This is a genomic window from Aliiglaciecola aliphaticivorans (assembly GCF_054782055.1).
Window position 1 is genome coordinate 25,456 of sequence record NZ_BAAGTF010000032.1, and the last position, 19,622, is coordinate 45,077.

Below are 19,622 nucleotides of genomic sequence, written 5' to 3' on the forward strand. Positions count from 1 at the left end.
CAGTATCGAGGTTTTAAAATAAGTCTATGAAAAATAAAATTGCCTTAATTTTCTTAATCAGTACCTTTGTTTCGGGTTGCTCAACAACCTTTGTTGAGCAAATTATGGAAAAAGACTACCAAAGCTTTTATCTGCGTGGTGTGTTTACATGGTGGGAAGCTGATGAAAATTATCGAATTGAACAGGTAAACGGGAATTTATATAAGGCGACTGTAAAGTTAATTGCAGACGGCCAACCTTATGATTTTAAGTTTGCCGACGAAAATTATACACCAGGCTACGATTGTGGGAGTCCTGCAGGTACAGCAGGTAAAGTATTAACGGTAGGAAAAGCCGCTAAATCTTCTTGTGAAAATCCCGGCGGTAACTTTCAGTTCACACCTAATGAAACAGGTGCCTATGACTTTTTCATCGATTTTACAAATGAACTTGCTCCCGTTGTATACATCGAAAAGGCTTAACCGCTAACAATTATTCAAGCACCACCTCTTTATTAATTTAAAGAGGTGGAAATTCGTTTACCCCATTTCCCAACAATTATCTTTCTATAGCTAAATATTACCTATCCCACCAAGAATTTAATCCAGCAAAAAAAGAATATATATTCTGGTTAACCTTTCATTGCTAAACCTGGATGCTGTCTATTTGAGGATCGTCAAAATAAAAAAGGTACGTGTAAACGCACCTTTGCTACAACAATTCTTTTTTATAATATTTTCTTGAACAGTCTTTTTTTGCCTCTGCGCTGAGCCATCAAACCTAATATTCCCAGTGACAACATACTCAGCATCGCAGGCTCTGAAACGGCTTCCGCGTTTGCTCTAATTAAAAAGTTTCCAGCAAGCCCAAAATTATCTATTTTATCCCACCCTATCCCAGCACTAGGTGCTGAAATCCAGCTTTGGCCATTGAAACTACTTTGATCAAATGCCGCTGGGTAATAGTTAGCTTCGTGGGTGATGGTTACAGAAACAAAAAATGATTCGGAAACATTGGTATCCATAATATCAAACATATTAAAGATATTTGTATTTTGATTACTAACGACTCCTGCAATACTAGTGAGTAAAGACAAATCATCAGGCGTACCATCATTGTTAACGTCGTCATATAAACTAACAGTTACTGCCGTACCATCTTCTATTTGGCCAAATGCGACTTCGACAGAGGTGATCATTTCTCCACCTGAAATAGCATTGAATTGATTCGCCCATTCCATTGTTCCCCCAGAAGTAAGACCCATAGAGTTGTCAGCGATACCATCATCCACAGAATAAATAATCGATGCATTCGTCGATAATGTAAGCAGTGAAAGTAAGAGGCCAGAAAGTAATGCTTTTTTCATTTAAATACCCTTTAATCTTTTTAGTTATTATAGCAATGCAAATAAATAGCAATTATCAAGCCAAAAGCAAAAACACAATAATTTCAAACACTTATAATTCGTTAAAACAAAAGATAGAAAAACTGTAAGTTTATTGGACAGTCTTACGAGTGTTGGTGTGTTGGTGTTTTGGTCATCTTCTATTTGTTTTAGCTCTGTATTTTTTAATTTGGGTTTACTTTTAACAAATAAAACAAGATTTATCAGTTTGTCGTAAGTTTAGTACTGTTGAATATATATTAGTTAGGTGCTGGCTGTGAATGATAATGAAAATGACTGAGGCATATGTAATAGTCTAGATATCTTGAGCACATTTGTTAGGCTTTTTTAAAACCATATTAATTTGATTCAACCTCCCATCGTTTTTTGATATACAGGTTTATGACTTTTTATTTAATTTAGGAGGGAAGCTGTCAAGGTTATTGCCGGGCCATCAATTGAATAGTAGTTATTGCAGTACTGAAATTGTGCGCACAAACATTAATATGCCCTCAATCAGTTACATGTGGTTTCCTCTACAGAAGAGTCTTAGCTTATTTACAACGAGACTAATTACGACATGCTTTATCCCTTTAGTAACCTTTTAATAAGCTCTTCAAGGTCTAATTTTGGCTGTTTCCTCATACAACAAAATAAAAAAAGGTGTTCATTGAGAACACCTTTTTGAAATATACCCTAAGGTTAAATAATCAAAACATGATAGGGCTTCAAGCCGCCCCACACAATTAACCGATTAAACGTCTAGGTTTGCCACTCTTAACGCATTTTCTTCAATGAAGTTACGTCTAGGCTCTACTTGGTCGCCCATTAGTGTAGTAAACAGTAGATCTGCACCAATAGCGTCTTCGATGGTTACCTGTAACATTCTGCGATTATCTGGATCCATTGTAGTTTCCCACAACTGTCCTGGGTTCATCTCACCTAACCCCTTGTATCGCTGAATGTATTGTCCACGTTTTGACTCTGACATTAGCCACTCTAATGCACTGACAAAATCTGACACTGGCTTAGTTTTCTCACCACGCTTGACGTAAGCGCCCTCTTCCATGATGCCGTTAATTGCTGCATTGAGTTCTTTAATTTTTGTATATTCAGTTGAATCTACAAAGTCATGATCAAATTTATATTCAGTATCAATACCGTGTTGGCGTAAAATAATGGATATGTAATGACTGCTGCGTTCAACATCTTCTTTGATTTCAAAACTGTAAGTTGCACCATCTGATTCATCATCAGCTAATGAGGCAATGTAAGTTTTACCAAAGGCTTCAAGCTTAGCCTTGTCATTTAAGTCTGATATTTCTAAAACATCACTGTAAATTAGCTGATTAACAAGAACTTTAGGGTACAACCTACTGATTCTATTAATCATTTTCACAGCAAGATGATACTGATTTACTAAGTTTTCTAAGGCGACTCCGGATATACCAGGAGCGTCAGAATTAACATGAATAGATGCATCAGCGAGTGCTATAGACGTTAGGTAGTTGGTTAGAGCATCATCATCTTTCAGATACTGCTCTTGCTTGCCTTTCTTAGCTTTATAAAGCGGAGGCTGAGCAATATAAATATAACCGCGCTCTAGTATTTCAGGCATTTGACGATAGAAAAATGTCAGTAATAAGGTACGAATGTGACTACCATCAACATCAGCATCTGTCATGATAATGATTTTATGATAACGAAGCTTTTCAGGGTCATATTCATCTCGACCAATCCCACAGCCTAATGCCGTGATTAAGGTAGCGACTTCTTGAGAAGAAAGCATTTTGTCAAAGCGCGCTTTCTCAACGTTAAGTATTTTACCTTTGAGTGGCAATATTGCTTGGTTCTTACGGTTACGACCTTGTTTCGCAGATCCGCCCGCAGAGTCCCCTTCCACTATGTATAGTTCAGAGTTAGCAGGATCTTTTTCCTGACAATCAGCTAATTTACCAGGCAAACCAGCTAAGTCTAGTGCTCCTTTGCGACGGGTCATTTCTCTAGCTTTTCGAGCAGCTTCTCGAGCACGCGCTGCATCAATGATCTTACCAATGATGATTTTACTTTCAGATGGATTCTCTAAAAGGAAATCAGTTAGCGCTTCACCCATTGCCGTTTCAACAGCAGGTTTCACTTCCGAGGAAACCAATTTGTCTTTGGTTTGTGAAGAAAATTTAGGATCAGGTACTTTAACTGAAATTACTGCAGTTAATCCTTCTCTTGCATCATCACCACTTGCGTTGGTTTTTGCCTTCTTGTTTAGACCTTCTTTTTCCATGTAGTTATTTAACGTACGAGTTAAAGCTGCACGGAAACCAGCGAGGTGACTTCCACCATCTCGCTGAGGAATATTATTGGTAAAACAAAATACATTTTCGTTAAAGCTATCATTCCATTGCATCGCAACTTCAACTGATATGCCATCATCCCTTTCAGTGGTGAAATTGAAAATCTTTGAATGCACTGATGTTTTAGCTCTATTTAAGTATTCTACGAAAGCTAAAATACCACCGTCATACTTAAAGTGGTCTTTTTTGCCATCTCTGTCATCACTCAAAACGATGGAAACACCTGAGTTAAGGAAACTTAATTCTCTTAACCGCTTGGCTAAAATATCATAATGATATTCAACATTAGTAAACGTATCTTCACTTGGCCAAAAGCGAATTGTAGTACCTGTGGTTTCAGATTCACCAACTGCCTTCAAAGGTTCTTGTGGCACACCGTGAATATACTCTTGTTCAAAGACTTTCCCTAAACGGCGGATTTTCATCGTTAGTCTTTTAGACAATGCGTTTACAACAGAAATACCAACCCCGTGTAATCCACCGGAAACTTTATAAGAGTTGTCATCAAATTTACCACCGGCATGAAGTACTGTCATAATAACTTCAGCTGCTGAGACACCCTCTTCTTCATGTATTTCTGTAGGAATACCACGACCATCATCCGATACAGAGATAGAACCATCAGTATGAATCTTGACGTTAATTTCCGAACAGTGACCAGCAAGTGCTTCATCGATTGAATTATCAACCACCTCGAATACCATGTGGTGCAAACCTGTACCATCGTCTGTATCACCAATATACATACCAGGACGTTTTCTTACTGCATCTAATCCTTTAAGTACCTTAATACTCGAAGAATCGTAGTTATTCTCTTCTGCCATTTGATTAGTTCTCCTCTCTCATATGGCCATGTTCCACGTGAAACATTTTCTTGTTTTTGTATTTCTCTATAAACAGCAATTGAGACTTTTCAATTGCTGTAATAAAAAGCTGTGTTTCATTTTCTAGTAGTTTATCAATAAAAGATTCTCGCTTAGTCTCATCAAGCTCAGCACCAATATCATCCAGTAGAAATACACATGACTTTTTTGTCTGACCACTTAAGTGCTGTATTTGAGCTAGTTGCAATGCCGCTACTAACATTCGTAATTGTCCACGAGATAACGTTTCTGAAACATCAACACCATTGCACTTCAGTTTTAGATCAGCTTTGTGTGGGCCAACACTCAAGTATCCATTGCGACAATCTCTTTCATATTTTTTGTTAATAGACTCTTCAAATGAAGCGTCCTTTTCCCACCCCCTATGATACGAGATTTCTACCGAAAACTCAGGTAGAAATTGCAATAAATTGCTATTTATATGGGCCAAAATGCTATCTAGATAAGCTTTTCTTAATTCTGTTAGGTGGTTTCCTACCTTTATAATTTGTTTGTCCCAGAATTGCATCTGAGTGCTATATTCGAATCTATTGGTTACGGTGTTTTTTCGTAGAAGCGCGTTCTTCTGTTTGACTAACTTTTGATATTCTTGCGACGTTTGAATAAAAGATGGTTCCACGTGGAACAACCCCCAATCCAAAAAGCGACGTCGTAAAGATGGACTACCAATAATTAAATCTGAACTTTGTGGCGTAAATATCTGAATCGGAACGTGGCTTACTAATTCAGACATTTTATTCGACTTGTTTCCGTTAACGCTAACCAATAACGAATCGTCATTTTTACGTGACATACCAAGTTTTAAGGAATTATTTTCATCGGATACCACACTAAAAATACTGAATTCAATCGAGTTATATTGAATTACATTTTTATGTTTAAGGGTCCGAAAAGAGCGGCCAAAACCTAAGTAGTGGAGAGCCTCTAAGAAAGAAGACTTGCCACTACCGTTTTGACCAAATATAAAATTCAACGAAGGTGAAGGTAAAATATCAACATTTTGAAGATTTCGAAAATGTTGGATCTGGACTTTGTCCAGCTTCATAAAAAGAAGATTCCTTAATGACTATTAAAGTCTCATTGGCATAATGACATAAAGAGCTGAGTCGTCTGCAGCATCCTCAATTAACGCACTACTATTTGAATCAGCTAATGATATTTTAACGTTCTCTGACCCTAATGAATTAAAAACATCGATCAAATAAGCCACATTAAAACCAATTTCTAATTCCCCGTCCCCTTCATAAGAAACATCTACAATTTCTTCCGCTTCTTCTTGCTCAGGATTATTAGCCGTTATCTTTAATTCGTTTTTAGAAAGGTTTAAGCGAACACCTCTAAATTTTTCATTAGATAAAATAGACGCCCGTGAAAACGCATTTTTCAATACATCTTTACTGGCTTCAATTATTTTGTCCCCATCTTTAGGCAGGACTCTTCGATAATCTGGGAAACGACCATCAACTAATTTACTGGTAAAGATAAAATCACTAGAAAAGATACGAATATGATTTGAACCTAATTGTATTTTAACGAGATTATCGTCAGCTTCAATAAGGCGACTGATCTCTAACACACCTTTACGAGGGATGATGACTTGGCGACTAGGTAATGGAGAAGCTGTATACTTCAAACGACATAATGCTAATCTGTGTCCATCAGTGGCAACGGTACGAATAATATCTTCTTCGGTCTCTAGACTCATTCCATTTAGATAATAACGGACGTCTTGCTGTGCCATAGAGAATTGAGTGCTTTCAATTAAATGCTTCAGATTCGCCTGGGAAATCTCAAATTCAGTTTCGCCTTCCCAATCTTCTAAGTTTGGATAATCGCTTGCCGATAGCGTTGATAACGAATAGCGGCTGCGACCGGAGCGAATCAACGCTTTATTACCATCTACTTCAAATTTAATTTCGCTTTCATCACCTAAACCACGGCAAATATCAAAAAGTTTTTTGGCAGGAACAGTAATTTCGCCTTCTTCAAACTCCCCTGTTAAGGTCACGTTTGAAATTAGTTCCACTTCTAAATCCGTACCCGTTAGCCAAAGTGAACTATCACTGACTTTAATCAGTACATTCGATAATATCGGTAAAGTATGACGTCTCTCTACAGCACCAGAGACTAATTGAAGAGGTTGAAGAAAATTTTCCCGACTGATGGTGAATTTCATTTATAAGCTCGTTTTTTATTTTAAGAAGATAATGTGCGAATAAGGTTCTGATAGTCTTCTTTTATATCATGACTTTCATCTCTTAGCTGTACTATTTTTCTGCAGGCATGCAAAACGGTAGTATGGTCTCTACCACCAAAGGCATCTCCAATTTCAGGAAGGCTATGGTTAGTTAATTCTTTTGCTAACGCCATTGCCATTTGCCTTGGCCTAGCAACACTGCGACTACGCCTTTTTGACAAAATGTCTGCAATTTTTATTTTATAGTACTCTGCCACCGTTTTTTGAATATTATCAATAGTAACTAACTTTTCCTGAAGTGCTAACAAATCTCGCAATGCTTCACGAACAAAATCTATTGTAATTGCGCGGCCAGTAAAATTAGCATTTGCAATGACACGATTGAGGGCCCCTTCCAATTCCCTAACATTAGAACGTAAACGTTTAGCAATGAAAAAAGCCACTTCATCAGGTAGATTAATTTTATTTTCTAGCGCTTTACGATTTAGAATTGCCACGCGAGTTTCAAGTTCTGGAGGCTCAATAGCTATAGTTAAACCCCAACCGAAACGAGACTTTAAGCGATCTTCTACCCCATCAATTTCTTTAGGGTAACGGTCAGAGGTTAAGATAATTTGTTGATTACCTTCTAATAAGGCATTAAAGGTATGAAAAAACTCTTCTTGAGAACGTTCTTTATTAGCGAAAAACTGAATATCATCTATCAGTAATGCATCTACAGAACGGTAATAACGTTTAAAAGATTCTATAGCATTGTTTTGTAATGCTTTTACCATATCTTGAACAAATCGCTCAGAATGCATGTACACCACAGTAGCATTTTTCTTTTTAGCTATAATGCCATTACCTACAGCGTGCAATAAGTGTGTTTTACCTAACCCAGTACCACCGTAAATAAATAACGGGTTATAGGCCCCACCCGGATTATCCGCCACCTGAGTCGCTGCCGCTCTGGCTAGTTGGTTTGACTTACCTTCAACAAAATTATCAAACTTGTAAGTGACATTAATATTACTTTTATGCCCTTGACTAGATACAGAGGCTTTTTGGTTAAAGTCTTTACTATCTGGTTTTACAGGTGAGACATTTTTTTCGGTTACAGGAAGTTGCGAAGCATTTTCTCTTGACGTGTTAGTTGCAGTATTAGTAGCAGGTTGATTGTTCCCACTGTGGTTATTGTTAGCTGCAAAATTAGCACCTTGTCTAGCTGTTACTTCCAACAACAAACTAGGCGCTTCTGAGCCACAAAATTCTTCTAACAGTTGGGTAATACGACTGTGGTATTTGTCTCGTACCCAATCGAGTACAAATCGGTTAGGAGCAGACAAAGTAACATAAAGATTATCTTCTGAAACTTTTAGCGGTCTTATCCACATACTAAATTCTTGTGTAGAAAGATCGTGCTGAAGACGATCAAGGCATCTATTCCATAAAGACATTAAAAAAAGTCCGTCACGAGGCCATTACAGCCCGTTAAAAGTTAAAATAACTCGATAATTGAATGCACTCGCCTAAGTGTAAATTGTCCAATTATTGTTCTTGTTTTACCCCTTTTCTGTAGAGGGTTGTGAATTATCTCGCATTCCCCCTACCAAGTGCAATACTGAATTGAACTTAATTTAAAGAACACGCCAAAAAATAACATAACAAATTGTATTTACAGTATATTTTAATTAATTATAAAAACAATTAGCGACTCTGGTTTATATTATTTCAAATTTAAGGTGAATAAAAATAGCCCTAAAAAATCACTATTTAGGAAAACACAATAATGAGTTTGTGGATAACATCAACTAAATAAACATAGTTATCAACAGTTAATAAATTTTCAATAAAAATAAAAGCAATTAATTTAGGGATCTGTGCGATCAATGATTGACAAGCTGCGTAAATATCTCTAGTATTCCGCATCCTTTTTGAGCGCAATGGTTAAACGTCTATTGAAGTTCATTTTATATTAACCTTTATGTATCGGGACTAGGTCATGAAAAGAACATTTCAACCAAGTAACTTAAAGCGTAAGCGTTCACACGGTTTTCGTGCCCGTATGGCGACAAAGAATGGACGTAAAGTCCTTGCTAATCGTCGTGCTAAAGGCCGTGCTCGTTTATCAGCCTAATTTCTCAAAGTGAGTGAAAATTCGTTTTCTCGGGAGCTAAGACTTTTAACTCCCACTCACTTTGAAAAAGTCTTTCAAAAAGCAATTCCCTCAGTTTCACCTCAACTCACTGTGTTAGGCCGTTTTAATCAGCTAGATCATCCTAGGCTGGGTATTACTATATCTAAAAAACGTGTCAAGAAAGCACACGATAGAAATCGTATTAAACGCCTTATCAGAGAAAGTTTCCGCCTGAATCAACACCAATTGCCAAACACTGATATAGTTGTGGTTGGTAAAAGTGGCTTAGACACAATGACGAATCAACAAATCACATTGTTGTTAGGAAAATTATGGAAAAAGCTATCAAAGCGTTGCGCGCAATCCCAATCTGGTTGATACGTCAATATCAGCTATGGATTTCTCCTATGTTGGGACAAAATTGCCGTTTCCACCCAAGTTGTTCTCAATACGGTATAGAAGCGATTTCTAAACATGGGTTTTGGCAAGGAAGTTGGCTAACAATAAAAAGAATCAGTAGATGTCACCCCTTACATCCGGGTGGAATTGACCATGTACCAGAAAATAAGGCGAAAAAGCACGAATGAACTTATCATTTGCCTCATTTGCCTATACTATTTCGCCCTGTAAAAAAACAGATGTAATAAATACGTTCACAAATAGACTAATCTACTTGTGAAAAGCTAAATGCGGTGGTTAGACATCGTAAAATTGAACACGTAGTTTAAAGAGTATTATATGGAATCCCAACGCAGTTTTTTGATAATTGGCCTAGCATTGGTCAGTTTTCTATTATGGCAAGAATGGCAAAAAGACTATGGTCCCCAGCCAGTTCAACCAACGCAGGTAGTTGAACCCACTCCTTTGTCCACTCCAAGTGCTGATTTGCCCCCTTCGACTATTACGGACGATAGCGGCGACGTACCAGAATCAACTATAGTTGAAAGTGCGAATCCAACAACCCCAACTAATTCTGTAGTGCATGTGGTATCGGATACGTTAGATGTATTGATTGATACTCGTGGTGGTGATGTAGTTTCAGCCAATCTTCGTAAGTTCCCTATCACCCAAGGTTCTGATGACTCATATAGCTTGTTACGCCCGGATGCAGTTAACTTGTATATTGCGCAAAGCGGTTTAGTGGGTAGAGATGCAATAGATACTAAAAAAGGGCGTCCAGCTTACGTAGTGAGTCAGCAAGAATACGTAATGGAAAATGCAGAATTGGTGGTGCCATTGAAGTGGACATCTGCTGATGGCGTTGTCGTAACCAAACGATTCATCTTCACTCCAGGTCACCATGAAGTAAAAGTTGAATACGAAGTTGTTAATGGTAGTTCGCAACCAAAACAATACCAGCAGTACGGTCAATTAAAACAGGCCATTGAAGGTGCTGAAAGCAGTATGTTTATGCCAACCTATCGTGGTGGTGCGTTTTCAACCCAAGACGATCGTTATTCAAAGTTCTCCTTTGATGACATGGAAGATGAAAAGCTGAATGAAACAACCGTGGGTGGTTGGGCTGGTATGTTGGAACATTACTTTGTTTCAGCGTGGGTACCTCCCCAAGAAGACACTAACCAGCTATATAGTACAGTGGTTCAAGCCAGATACGCTGCAATTGGCTTCAAAGGCGCACCTGTTGAGGTAGCCCCTGGCGATTCAGTAACGATTACAAGCACTTTATATATGGGTCCTAAAGACCAGGATTCATTGGCTAAAATAGCTCGTGGTTTAGATCTGACAGTGGATTACGGAATACTTTGGTGGATTTCCCAACCACTATTCTCACTATTGCAGTTCATTCAAAGTATTGTGATTAACTGGGGCCTCGCTATCATCATCATTACCATTATTGTAAAAGGGGCAATGTACCCACTTACCAAAAAGCAATATGAGTCAATGGCTAAGATGCGTAACTTAGCACCTAAGATGGCACAACTAAAAGAACGCTTTGGTGATGACAGACAAAAAATGTCTCAAGCCATGATGGAAATGTATAAAAAAGAGAAAGTTAACCCCATGGGTGGCTGTTTCCCTCTACTTCTACAAATGCCTATTTTCTTAGCACTTTATTGGGTACTGCTGGAAAGTGTAGAACTCAGACACGCTGATTTTATATTTTGGATCACTGATTTATCTGTAAAAGACCCTTACTTTGTATTACCCGTACTAACAGGCTTGAGTATGTTTTTGTTGCAAAAACTGCAACCTATGACGATTCAAGATCCTATGCAGCAAAAAATCATGCAATGGATGCCAGTGGCAATGAGTTTATTCTTCTTCATTTTCCCTGCAGGTTTGGTTTTATATTGGCTGATCAGTAACGTAATTACGTTAGTGCAGGCTAAAATTATTTACTCGTCCATGGAAAAGCGTGGATTAAAAGCCAAATAAAAAGTGAATGGCGATAAATAAAAGTGAAAGCCCGCCATTGCGGGCTTTTTTGTCTATGTTTACAGGTTTACAATATACCCAAAATTCCCACAGGAGAAATAAATGCCCTCTTTTGACATTGTTTCAGAAATCGACATGAACGAAGTCCGCAATTCAGTCGACAACGCTAACCGTGAACTAAGTACACGCTTTGATTTTAGAGGGGTTGAAGCCTCAATAGAATTCAAAGATGAATCTGTAGTATTAACCGCTGAAGGCGACTTTCAACTTCAGCAACTAACAGACATGCTGCGTAATGCCTGTTCTAAGCGTAAATTAGACACCAATGCAATGGACCCTCAAGACACAGTACGAAGTGGTAAAACTCACCGTCGTACCGTTAAGTTCAAGCAAGGTATTGAGCAACCCATTGCGAAAAAAATCGTAAAGTTGATTAAAGACAAAAAAATGAAGGTGCAAGCTAGCATTCAAGGCGACCAACTTCGTGTAAATGGTAAAAAACGCGACGATTTGCAAGCCGTGATGGCACTACTTAAAAGTGAAGACTTAGGTCAACCATTGCAATTTAATAACTTCCGCGACTAAGCAGGCAACACGATTTTGGAATTACCAACTGATACTATTGTTGCTCAAGCCACGGCACCAGGTCGTGGCGGTGTGGGTATTGTTAGGGTTTCCGGACCTTTAGCATCAACTGTAGCCTTAGAATTATTAGGCAAAACCTTAAGCCCCAGAAAAGCAGAGTATTTAGCGTTTTTAGATGAAGACAAACAAACCCTAGACCAGGGTATTGCGTTGTTCTTTAACAATCCCCATTCCTTTACGGGTGAAGACGTCTTAGAACTGCAAGGTCATGGCGGTCAAATTATTTTAGATTTGTTGATAAAGCGAATATTAAAAATAGCCAACATACGCATGGCAAGACCGGGGGAATTCAGTGAACGGGCTTTTTTGAATGACAAGCTCGACCTAGCTCAAGCTGAGGCCATAGCAGACTTAATTGATGCAAGTTCAGTCCAAGCGGCGAAAAGCGCTATGCGGTCGTTACAGGGCGAATTTTCAGCACATATCCACCAGCTGGTAGAGAAAGTCATCCACCTAAGAATGTACGTGGAAGCGGCCATAGATTTTCCAGAAGAAGAAATTGATTTTTTGAGTGATGGCAAAGTTGCTAACGATCTGAACGATATCATTACCCAAATGCAGAATGTGAAACAACAAGCCAAACAAGGTAGTTTGTTAAGAGAAGGCATGCAAGTGGTGATTGCAGGTAAGCCCAATGCGGGTAAATCAAGTCTACTCAATGCTTTGGCCGGACGTGATGCAGCCATAGTAACGGATATTGCCGGTACCACTCGAGATGTATTAAAAGAGCACATACATTTAGATGGCATGCCGCTGCATATTATTGATACAGCAGGCCTAAGAGAAAGCGCAGACAAAGTGGAACAAATTGGTATCCAGCGAGCTTGGCAGGAAATTCAAAAGGCCGACAGAGTGTTGTTTATGCTAGATAGCTGCGAAAGTGCCGAAAATGATCCCCATAAAATCTGGCCTGAGTTCATGCAGAAACTGCCGAAAAATATGGGCCTCACACTAGTCAGAAACAAAGTCGACTTATCAGGCGAGTCTGTAGGCTTTGAACAACATGGCGACACCCCTGTCTATCGGCTATCTGCCAGCTTAAACCAAGGTGTTGATGCCTTAGCTGAACATCTAAAACAATGCATGGGATTTGACCAAAGTTCTGAAGGTCAATTCATTGCCAGACGACGACATTTAGATGCCATAGAACGCGCAGCAGAGCACTTAGAGATAGGACAACAACAACTGCATGATCATATCGCTGGTGAAATTTTGGCTGAAGAGTTACGTTTAACCCAGCAAGCACTAAATGAGATTACCGGTGAATTCAGTTCAGATGATTTACTCGGACGTATTTTTTCTTCTTTTTGTATCGGCAAATAAAAGGCAATTAGATGGCAAGTTATGAAATTATTGTTGGCACAATGTTGGGAGCGAGTGAATATGTTGCCGATGCCTTATTAGAGACATTGCAAGCCAACGGACACAGTGCAAACATTCATTTATCTCCAGATATCGAAGATATTCCCTGTACAGGAAATTGGTTGATATGTACCAGCACCCATGGTGCCGGTGAGTTACCCGATAATATCCAAGGATTTGCTAAACAAATTGAAAATAAAGCATTAGATGATGTGGCATTTTTAGTGGTTGGATTAGGCGATAGTAGTTATGACACCTACTGTTACGGGGCTAAAACAATGCAGCAACTGCTGCAAAATAGTGGTGCAAAATTACTCTCTCCGGCGATACATATTGACGTACTCAACCACCCTATCCCTGAAGAGCCAGCGGTAGAATGGTTAACCTCTTACTTGCAACAGATTTAGTTTAAACATTATGAATTCATCGGAACAGGCAGCACTCACCCAAGGGCTTAGCAACGACGCCAGAGTTTTGTATATGCTTGGACTGCGTCCTATTGCTGATGAACAAACAGGTCTTACTGGGCCCCTGAATTACAAACAGTTAATTGCACTTCTAAATGGTAAAAGCAAAGAGTTTACCTTGGGAAGGCAGATTAATGGCCTGATAAAAGAGCTCGTCAAACATCAACTGGTTGAAATTGAGCCTGAAGCTTCACTAGATAAAAGTTTTAATCAACAACGAGTGCGATTACCCCTGCTAAATATTAAACAAGACGACTACCCTAGCCTTCATTTACAATGGAGCAAAATGACAGCAAATTGGAAACCCCATCAAGCTGCATTTGAAGATTTAGCATCGTTAATAGGGATTATAGATAAAGACTACAGCCAGCACGAATTAGGTGAATTTATTGCCTACTGGATGGGTCGACCTGAACTACAATTTAGTCAATATCAATGGACTCAAAAATTTGTTTTTCAGATTAAACAAAGACGAGTTGCCAGTGGTGTTAAGAATGTGCAGAAAGTAGGAAATCAATGGGTCACGCCTAAAGCAGGTGTTGAAGCTGACGATAACGCCAAACAACTGGTTGCTAAGTATAGTAAGAAATAGCACAGTAAAAACAACCATAAAAGAGCAAAATACGTGGACAGTATCAAACAAAAATTAGATCAATTAGCTAAAGCTTTGGGTAAAACCAATGTTCCTGATACCTATACTGACTACAAAGAGGTGCGAGCTCAATATGAACGCTTAGCCAACGAAGACGTCAAAAAAATGCAGCAAGAAGCCAAACTAAGACGTATTCAAGAAATTCATGGACGCTCCGACCTCAACCCCAAATGGAACTTTCAAACCCTTATAGAAGACAGTGATGATGTCATTGAAGCAGTCAGTATTGCCCAGTCATTTATTGCTGCCCATGATGATCCCATTTGGCGATCAAGTGGCTCCCACATGATGATTTTTTATGGGGATTATGGCCGTGGAAAGTCACATATAGCAGGGGCAATCGCCCACCAGCTCATTGACCAATATGAAATTTCAGTACTGTATAGACAGCTTTCAAGCTTATTGGAAATGCGCTTCTTTTCTTATGATTACAACGCAACAGATAACGTTGCTGAACAGTTTAGAGAAATTCAAAAAGAATTATTGGATGTGGATTTATTAATTCTCGATGAAGTCTGTGTTAACGAAACTATGTTAAAAAAGAATACTCAAAGTTGGCTTGGGAATTTGTTACGTCAAAGATTAGTAAATCATAAAAATTGTATATTGATCACCAATCACAATTTAGCCGAATTGGAAAATGCGTTAGGCAAGTATTGTTTTGAATCCATCAAAGAATACGATACCTACAAGGTTAAATTTTCCGGTCCTAGCCGTCGTAGAGAGATTATCCCGCAAGCACCTGAACCCATGAATGTCAGTAGTGGATATCAACCCAATCAGGTGAAATAACGCGCTGTAATAGGCTTTAACAGCTCATCTTGCTAGAAAAAAACACTGACAACCAACAAGAGCCGTTAACCTAACCGTCGGTCATCCGTGGTCATATGGGTTGGTCTTCCATGTTCTTCTTGTTTAGTCGAGACTCAGCACTTTTTCTGCAGTGTATTCATTGGTGATCAACCCGTTTATCATCTTTGATCTAAGGGCGCCCAAGATAGCATCAACTTTATCTTGACCGGCAGCAATACCAATTACCGGTTTATCAGAGCTTACAGCCAACGGTGTACTGGCGACCCTATCATTCACTGCACAATCTAATAACTTACCATTTCGGTCAAACACCCAACTAATGATCTCCCCCACCGCACCTTTTTTCTGTAAATCTTTGAGTTCATCTTTAGTTATAAAACCGTCTAACATCAATGGCGAATTAATACCAAGATTACCAATCCCCACAAAAGTGACATCAGCACTAGCAGCCAAAGCTAAATTACTGGCTATATTGTGCTGGGAGTGTAATTGCTCTTTCTCTTCTTTGCTGCGAGGTAACACTGGTAATGGCATTGGATAATGTTTCGCTTTGATATGCTCCGCCATGCGCACCACAACATCGTAGGGGGACGCTGAACCGTCTAACGCCATATTCCCCAATAAAGCGACTATTTTGTGTTGTTCGCAGTCCAATGATGACAGTTCATCCACACAAGCCCGTAATACGCGCCCCGTTCCCATGGCGAGAACTTTAGGTTGACTGGATTTTAAGAACTTTTCAATTTCATCAGCGCCCGCTTGGGCTAATCCTAAAGTTGAATCCGAATCATCACTAGGCACCACTTCACAACTAATTAATCCGAAGCGATCTTTGAGTTTAACCGCCAAGTCCATGCACTTAGCAATGGGATGATCTAAGCGCACCTTAATTAACCCTTTGCTTACAGATAGTGCCACCATACGTTGGGCAGACTGCCGTGAAACATTCAGTTTTTTAGCTATTTCATCTTGGGTTTTACCAGCAACATAATACAACCAACCCGCTCTTGCTGCTTCATCTAGCTTACGCATTTCAGCATTTGTTAACTTAACCACTTTTACCTCTTCTAACTCGCGATTGGTTTGGTTGAATTAAGTGAAGGAACCAATTCAAATAATTGCTGCCAATCAAAAATTGTTGCTACGTTATTTTCCACATCCACATCGAGTAAGCCTTTATCTTTCAGATGACTAGCACCGGCATACTTTAGCACCTGCATATTTGCCGCTAGCGCGCCTTGAATTCCCGCCTGGGAATCTTCAATCACTAAACAGTTTTCTGGCTCAACCGCAAACTTGGATGCAGCATGTAAGAATATATCGGGAGCAGGCTTACCGTTTTTCACTTCCGAGGACGTCGTTACTCTTTCAGCAAAATAGTCCGTCAAGCCTATGGTATTTAATGCAAATTTTACCCGCTGTGGGCTGCTACTAGTGGCTACACAATTGGTAATATTCAACTGGGATAACATCTCTTTAAGGCCATCAGTAGGAACTAACTCTTCAGCAAACACCTGTAACAAGGCCTCTAAATAATTAGCCCTAAACTGCTCTGTTAACTGCACAGAATAATCAATTAGCACCCTTTCAGTGACAGACTTAAAGCTTTGCCCCAAAAAATAAGAATCGAAGTAACTATCTGAAATACTCACACCAAGATCGTCAAGCATTTCAAGCAACACCCGTTTACTTAAAATTTCACTATCGATCAATACTCCATCGCAATCGAAAATAACCAATTCTATTGAGGAGCGTGAAAGCGACGTGTTGATTTGAGACATGACAGTATTACCATTTAAGAAGATTACGACAAATAATGCTTTAGCGTACTAGAAGTACCGACATCCCATAATAGGTTCAACCAATTAGAAAAATGTTGAACGAAGACATCTTGATCACCAAGTGTCCCAAATATATCATGCATTTGCAAAAATATAGATGGATTATCTTTCGCTAATATTGCCTGATTTATCAATCTTTTAGCTTGTTGATCTTGAAGTGTGATAGAACTTTGAGGATCAGCTGCCTTTGCGCATAAACGACACCACAGAGCAATCACTAAGGCTAGACCTTTGCAATCATTTCCTTGGCTTAAATTGGCCTGGATAATAGGTAAAATAAATTTGGGTAAACGATTGGAGGCATCCTGGCATAATCTTGGTACTGTATCTCGTACTTCTGGATTCGAAAAGCGCGATTCAATTAACGAAAAATACTGATTAAAATTCACACCAGGTACGTCATTTAAAGTTGGAATAATCTCTTCAATAACTAATTTTTTAAGGTAGTTACTGATCAACTTGTTTGCCATCACTTCATGGACAAACGTAATATTTAACAAGGCTGCAGGGTACGCTATTGCCGCATGCCCCCCATTGAGTATGCGTAATTTCATTAACTCAAAGGGCTCAACATCGTCAACAAATTCTACCCCAACCTCTTCCAACGGTGGTCGGCCATTAACAAAGTCATCTTCCATTACCCACTGACGAAAAGGTTCACAAAAAACCGGAGCATTGTCATTAATAGTAAACAAACTAGTTAATTTTTCGCGTTCCAGATTGGATGTGGCAGGGGTAATGCAATCTACCATTGAATTAGGAAAAGAGACATTTTTCTCAATCCAATCTGCCAATTGTTGATCAATTTTATCGGCCATTTGGGAAACAACCCGTTTGGTCACCAGACCATTGTGGGGAATATTGTCGCAGGACATAACCGTAAACGGTGGTATATGATTGTCTCGACGATACTGCAATGCTTTGATAATGATACCAAACACTGTTTTTGGATGACTAAAATTGTTGATGTCTTGTTGAATTTCCGGATGACTAATATTGAAGCCACCGGTTTTGTCATCCATGAAATAACCGCCTTCAGTAATGGTTAACGACACTATGCGTATTTCACTGCTACATAAGGCTTGAATGACACTTTGTTCATCATTTTCAATAAAATCAATCATCGAGCCACAAACTTGTGCGGTTAACCCATCGCTATCTAATTCTACAACGGTTGTTAACCAATCTTGCGGCTCGAGTTTATCACGCATAATTGCATCATAAGATTTAGTTCCAGCTCCTCGAATTGCCCAATCTAGTGCTTCACCTTTGTTGAACAACTGATGTAAATACATAGCTTGATGAGCGCGATGAAAGTTGCCAACACCAATATGCACAATCCCTGCTGACAAGGAATCCCTAGAGTAATTGGGTTTACCTATATTTTTTGGTAGTTCAGCAAGTGTTTGATAACTCAGTTGAATTGCCATAAGAATTTATCCGTTAAAATGCGAGTTTAGCAGTCAATAATGGCCGCTAAACTCGCCAACTATTATTGAGCAACTACAGCATTGTCGCCCCACGATAATGACGCTAAGGTCACACCCTCTTTATCAAAATGCATAATTTTATTTTGTGACGCAGTAAGATTGACCTGATCGCCATATTGTAATGGACACTCTCCATCATCTTTAATGGTTAAAGTACCCACACCATCTACGTGAACATGCAAAAACGTCTCAGAACCAAGGTGTTCTATCACCCCCACTTTTCCTGTCCATAAGCCCTGCTCTTGGGTCACTTTTAAATGTTCTGGACGCACACCTATACTTCGAGTGGGATCGCCATCAACAGGTTTAACATCGATAAAATTCATTTTTGGTGAGCCGATAAACCCAGCGACAAAACGGTTAACTGGGTTTCGATATAACTCCATAGGAGTACCAACTTGTTCGATAACACCACCGTTGAATACGGCTATACGATCAGCCATGGTCATGGCTTCAACCTGATCATGGGTCACATAAATCATGGTTGTTGCTAAACTTTTATGTAACTCAGAAATTTCAAGACGCATGTTGACTCTTAAAGACGCATCTAAATTTGATAGAGGTTCATCAAATAAAAACGCAGAGGGTTGACGAACAATCGCGCGGCCAATTGCCACCCGTTGACGCTGACCCCCAGAGAGTTGACCAGGTTTACGATCTAAATAGTCACCCAGATTAAGAATCTTTGCTGCAGATGCAATTTTTGCTTCAATTTCAGCAGGTGCAACCTTAGCCCGTTTCAACGGGAAAGCTATATTGTTGCGAACCGACATATGCGGATACAAGGCATAAGATTGAAATACCATTGCCAAACCGCGTTTCGCTGGTGGCGTTTTTGTTGCATCATTTCCATCAATTTCAATGTTGCCACTACTGGTATCTTCTAAGCCCGCAATCATTCGCAGTAATGTGGATTTACCACAACCAGAGGGACCCACAAAAACGATAAATTCACCGTCTTTTATTTCTAAGTCCAACGGCTTAATTACATTCACGTCGCCGAAGCTTTTCGTCACTTGTTTTAAAGTAATGCTGCCCATT

General features: G+C 39.2%; 19 protein-coding genes. 10 read left to right on the forward strand and 9 right to left on the reverse strand.

Annotated elements, in window-relative coordinates; all coding sequences use genetic code 11:
• The first annotated feature begins 26 nt into the window (after positions 1 to 26).
• Positions 27 to 461, forward strand: a complete 435-nt coding sequence (locus ACYVIL_RS16125; RefSeq protein WP_460313458.1) for an early set domain-containing protein — start codon at positions 27 to 29, stop codon at positions 459 to 461.
• A 245-nt stretch (positions 462 to 706) separates the two neighbouring features.
• Here the strand turns inward: ACYVIL_RS16125 and ACYVIL_RS16130 are convergent, their stop codons facing one another.
• The 5 genes from ACYVIL_RS16130 to dnaA form a co-directional block, all read right to left on the reverse strand.
• Positions 707 to 1,345, reverse strand: a complete 639-nt coding sequence (locus tag ACYVIL_RS16130) for a hypothetical protein (RefSeq protein ID WP_460313460.1) — start codon at positions 1,343 to 1,345, stop codon at positions 707 to 709.
• Positions 1,346 to 2,117: 772 nt separating this feature from the next.
• Positions 2,118 to 4,538 carry a DNA topoisomerase (ATP-hydrolyzing) subunit B gene (gyrB, locus tag ACYVIL_RS16135; RefSeq protein ID WP_303477120.1) on the reverse strand — a complete coding sequence of 807 codons (2,421 nt, stop codon included), beginning with the start codon at positions 4,536 to 4,538 and terminating at the stop codon, positions 2,118 to 2,120.
• 4 nt (positions 4,539 to 4,542) lie between these two features.
• The gene (recF, locus tag ACYVIL_RS16140; RefSeq protein ID WP_460313462.1) at positions 4,543 to 5,643 is read right to left on the reverse strand and encodes a DNA replication/repair protein RecF; all 1,101 of its coding nucleotides are present in this window, start codon (positions 5,641 to 5,643) and stop codon (positions 4,543 to 4,545) included.
• A gap of 24 nt (positions 5,644 to 5,667) precedes the next feature.
• Positions 5,668 to 6,774 carry a DNA polymerase III subunit beta gene (gene dnaN / locus ACYVIL_RS16145; protein WP_303477123.1) on the reverse strand — a complete coding sequence of 369 codons (1,107 nt, stop codon included), beginning with the start codon at positions 6,772 to 6,774 and terminating at the stop codon, positions 5,668 to 5,670.
• A 20-nt stretch (positions 6,775 to 6,794) separates the two neighbouring features.
• Positions 6,795 to 8,234 carry a chromosomal replication initiator protein DnaA gene (gene dnaA, locus ACYVIL_RS16150; protein WP_303477126.1) on the reverse strand — a complete coding sequence of 480 codons (1,440 nt, stop codon included), beginning with the start codon at positions 8,232 to 8,234 and terminating at the stop codon, positions 6,795 to 6,797.
• A gap of 545 nt (positions 8,235 to 8,779) precedes the next feature.
• Between dnaA and rpmH the strand changes: the two genes are divergently transcribed.
• The 9 genes from rpmH to ACYVIL_RS16195 all read left to right on the forward strand — a co-directional run bounded on the left by rpmH (position 8,780) and on the right by ACYVIL_RS16195 (position 15,229).
• Positions 8,780 to 8,914 carry a 50S ribosomal protein L34 gene (gene rpmH, locus ACYVIL_RS16155; RefSeq protein ID WP_008842504.1) on the forward strand — a complete coding sequence of 45 codons (135 nt, stop codon included), beginning with the start codon at positions 8,780 to 8,782 and terminating at the stop codon, positions 8,912 to 8,914.
• Positions 8,915 to 8,923: 9 nt separating this feature from the next.
• Positions 8,924 to 9,292, forward strand: a complete 369-nt coding sequence (gene rnpA / locus ACYVIL_RS16160; RefSeq protein WP_303477132.1) for a ribonuclease P protein component — start codon at positions 8,924 to 8,926, stop codon at positions 9,290 to 9,292.
• A complete protein-coding gene (yidD, locus tag ACYVIL_RS16165) occupies positions 9,247 to 9,501 on the forward strand; it encodes a membrane protein insertion efficiency factor YidD (protein WP_303477135.1) in 255 nt (84 codons plus the stop codon). Before rnpA ends, yidD begins: the two co-directional genes overlap by 46 nt.
• A 151-nt stretch (positions 9,502 to 9,652) precedes the next feature.
• The gene (gene yidC / locus ACYVIL_RS16170) at positions 9,653 to 11,311 is read left to right on the forward strand and encodes a membrane protein insertase YidC (protein ID WP_460313466.1); all 1,659 of its coding nucleotides are present in this window, start codon (positions 9,653 to 9,655) and stop codon (positions 11,309 to 11,311) included.
• Between the two features lie 102 nt (positions 11,312 to 11,413).
• A complete protein-coding gene (locus ACYVIL_RS16175; protein WP_303477139.1) occupies positions 11,414 to 11,896 on the forward strand; it encodes a YajQ family cyclic di-GMP-binding protein in 483 nt (160 codons plus the stop codon).
• A gap of 15 nt (positions 11,897 to 11,911) precedes the next feature.
• Positions 11,912 to 13,279, forward strand: coding sequence for a tRNA uridine-5-carboxymethylaminomethyl(34) synthesis GTPase MnmE (mnmE, locus tag ACYVIL_RS16180; RefSeq protein ID WP_303477140.1), 1,368 nt, complete (start codon positions 11,912 to 11,914; stop codon positions 13,277 to 13,279).
• Positions 13,280 to 13,290: 11 nt separating this feature from the next.
• On the forward strand, positions 13,291 to 13,725 hold the full coding sequence (gene mioC / locus ACYVIL_RS16185) for an FMN-binding protein MioC (RefSeq protein WP_460313471.1): 435 nt from the start codon (positions 13,291 to 13,293) through the stop codon (positions 13,723 to 13,725).
• A gap of 10 nt (positions 13,726 to 13,735) precedes the next feature.
• Positions 13,736 to 14,377 carry a DnaT-like ssDNA-binding domain-containing protein gene (locus ACYVIL_RS16190; RefSeq protein ID WP_303477146.1) on the forward strand — a complete coding sequence of 214 codons (642 nt, stop codon included), beginning with the start codon at positions 13,736 to 13,738 and terminating at the stop codon, positions 14,375 to 14,377.
• Between the two features lie 33 nt (positions 14,378 to 14,410).
• A complete protein-coding gene (locus tag ACYVIL_RS16195) occupies positions 14,411 to 15,229 on the forward strand; it encodes an ATP-binding protein (protein ID WP_303477150.1) in 819 nt (272 codons plus the stop codon).
• 123 nt (positions 15,230 to 15,352) lie between these two features.
• Here the strand turns inward: ACYVIL_RS16195 and ACYVIL_RS16200 are convergent, their stop codons facing one another.
• From ACYVIL_RS16200 to ACYVIL_RS16215, 4 genes are all read right to left on the reverse strand, one after another.
• Complete coding sequence (locus ACYVIL_RS16200; RefSeq protein WP_303477151.1) at positions 15,353 to 16,306, reverse strand: sugar-binding transcriptional regulator; 954 nt, start codon at positions 16,304 to 16,306, stop codon at positions 15,353 to 15,355.
• 11 nt (positions 16,307 to 16,317) lie between these two features.
• Complete coding sequence (locus ACYVIL_RS16205; protein ID WP_460313474.1) at positions 16,318 to 17,031, reverse strand: HAD family hydrolase; 714 nt, start codon at positions 17,029 to 17,031, stop codon at positions 16,318 to 16,320.
• 23 nt (positions 17,032 to 17,054) lie between these two features.
• Positions 17,055 to 18,521, reverse strand: a complete 1,467-nt coding sequence (locus ACYVIL_RS16210; RefSeq protein WP_460313476.1) for a mannitol dehydrogenase family protein — start codon at positions 18,519 to 18,521, stop codon at positions 17,055 to 17,057.
• Between the two features lie 62 nt (positions 18,522 to 18,583).
• Positions 18,584 to 19,621: an ABC transporter ATP-binding protein gene (locus ACYVIL_RS16215; protein ID WP_303477157.1), complete on the reverse strand. Its 1,038-nt coding sequence runs from the start codon at positions 19,619 to 19,621 to the stop codon at positions 18,584 to 18,586.
• Between the last annotated feature and the right edge of the window lies 1 nt (position 19,622).

Bases quoted from the DNA above. Each gene is read 5' to 3' on its own strand.
- ACYVIL_RS16125 (WP_460313458.1), top strand. From the start codon at position 27: ATGAAAAATAAAATTGCCTTAATTTTCTTAATCAGTACCTTTGTTTCG.
- ACYVIL_RS16130 (WP_460313460.1), bottom strand. From the start codon at position 1,345: ATGAAAAAAGCATTACTTTCTGGCCTCTTACTTTCACTGCTTACATTA.
- gyrB (WP_303477120.1), bottom strand. From the start codon at position 4,538: ATGGCAGAAGAGAATAACTACGATTCTTCGAGTATTAAGGTACTTAAA.
- recF (WP_460313462.1), bottom strand. From the start codon at position 5,643: ATGAAGCTGGACAAAGTCCAGATCCAACATTTTCGAAATCTTCAAAAT.
- dnaN (WP_303477123.1), bottom strand. From the start codon at position 6,774: ATGAAATTCACCATCAGTCGGGAAAATTTTCTTCAACCTCTTCAATTA.
- dnaA (WP_303477126.1), bottom strand. From the start codon at position 8,234: ATGTCTTTATGGAATAGATGCCTTGATCGTCTTCAGCACGATCTTTCT.
- rpmH (WP_008842504.1), top strand. From the start codon at position 8,780: ATGAAAAGAACATTTCAACCAAGTAACTTAAAGCGTAAGCGTTCACAC.
- yidD (WP_303477135.1), top strand. From the start codon at position 9,247: ATGGAAAAAGCTATCAAAGCGTTGCGCGCAATCCCAATCTGGTTGATA.
- yidC (WP_460313466.1), top strand. From the start codon at position 9,653: ATGGAATCCCAACGCAGTTTTTTGATAATTGGCCTAGCATTGGTCAGT.
- ACYVIL_RS16175 (WP_303477139.1), top strand. From the start codon at position 11,414: ATGCCCTCTTTTGACATTGTTTCAGAAATCGACATGAACGAAGTCCGC.
- mioC (WP_460313471.1), top strand. From the start codon at position 13,291: ATGGCAAGTTATGAAATTATTGTTGGCACAATGTTGGGAGCGAGTGAA.
- ACYVIL_RS16190 (WP_303477146.1), top strand. From the start codon at position 13,736: ATGAATTCATCGGAACAGGCAGCACTCACCCAAGGGCTTAGCAACGAC.
- ACYVIL_RS16205 (WP_460313474.1), bottom strand. From the start codon at position 17,031: ATGTCTCAAATCAACACGTCGCTTTCACGCTCCTCAATAGAATTGGTT.
- ACYVIL_RS16210 (WP_460313476.1), bottom strand. From the start codon at position 18,521: ATGGCAATTCAACTGAGTTATCAAACACTTGCTGAACTACCAAAAAAT.
- ACYVIL_RS16215 (WP_303477157.1), bottom strand. From the start codon at position 19,621: ATGGGCAGCATTACTTTAAAACAAGTGACGAAAAGCTTCGGCGACGTG.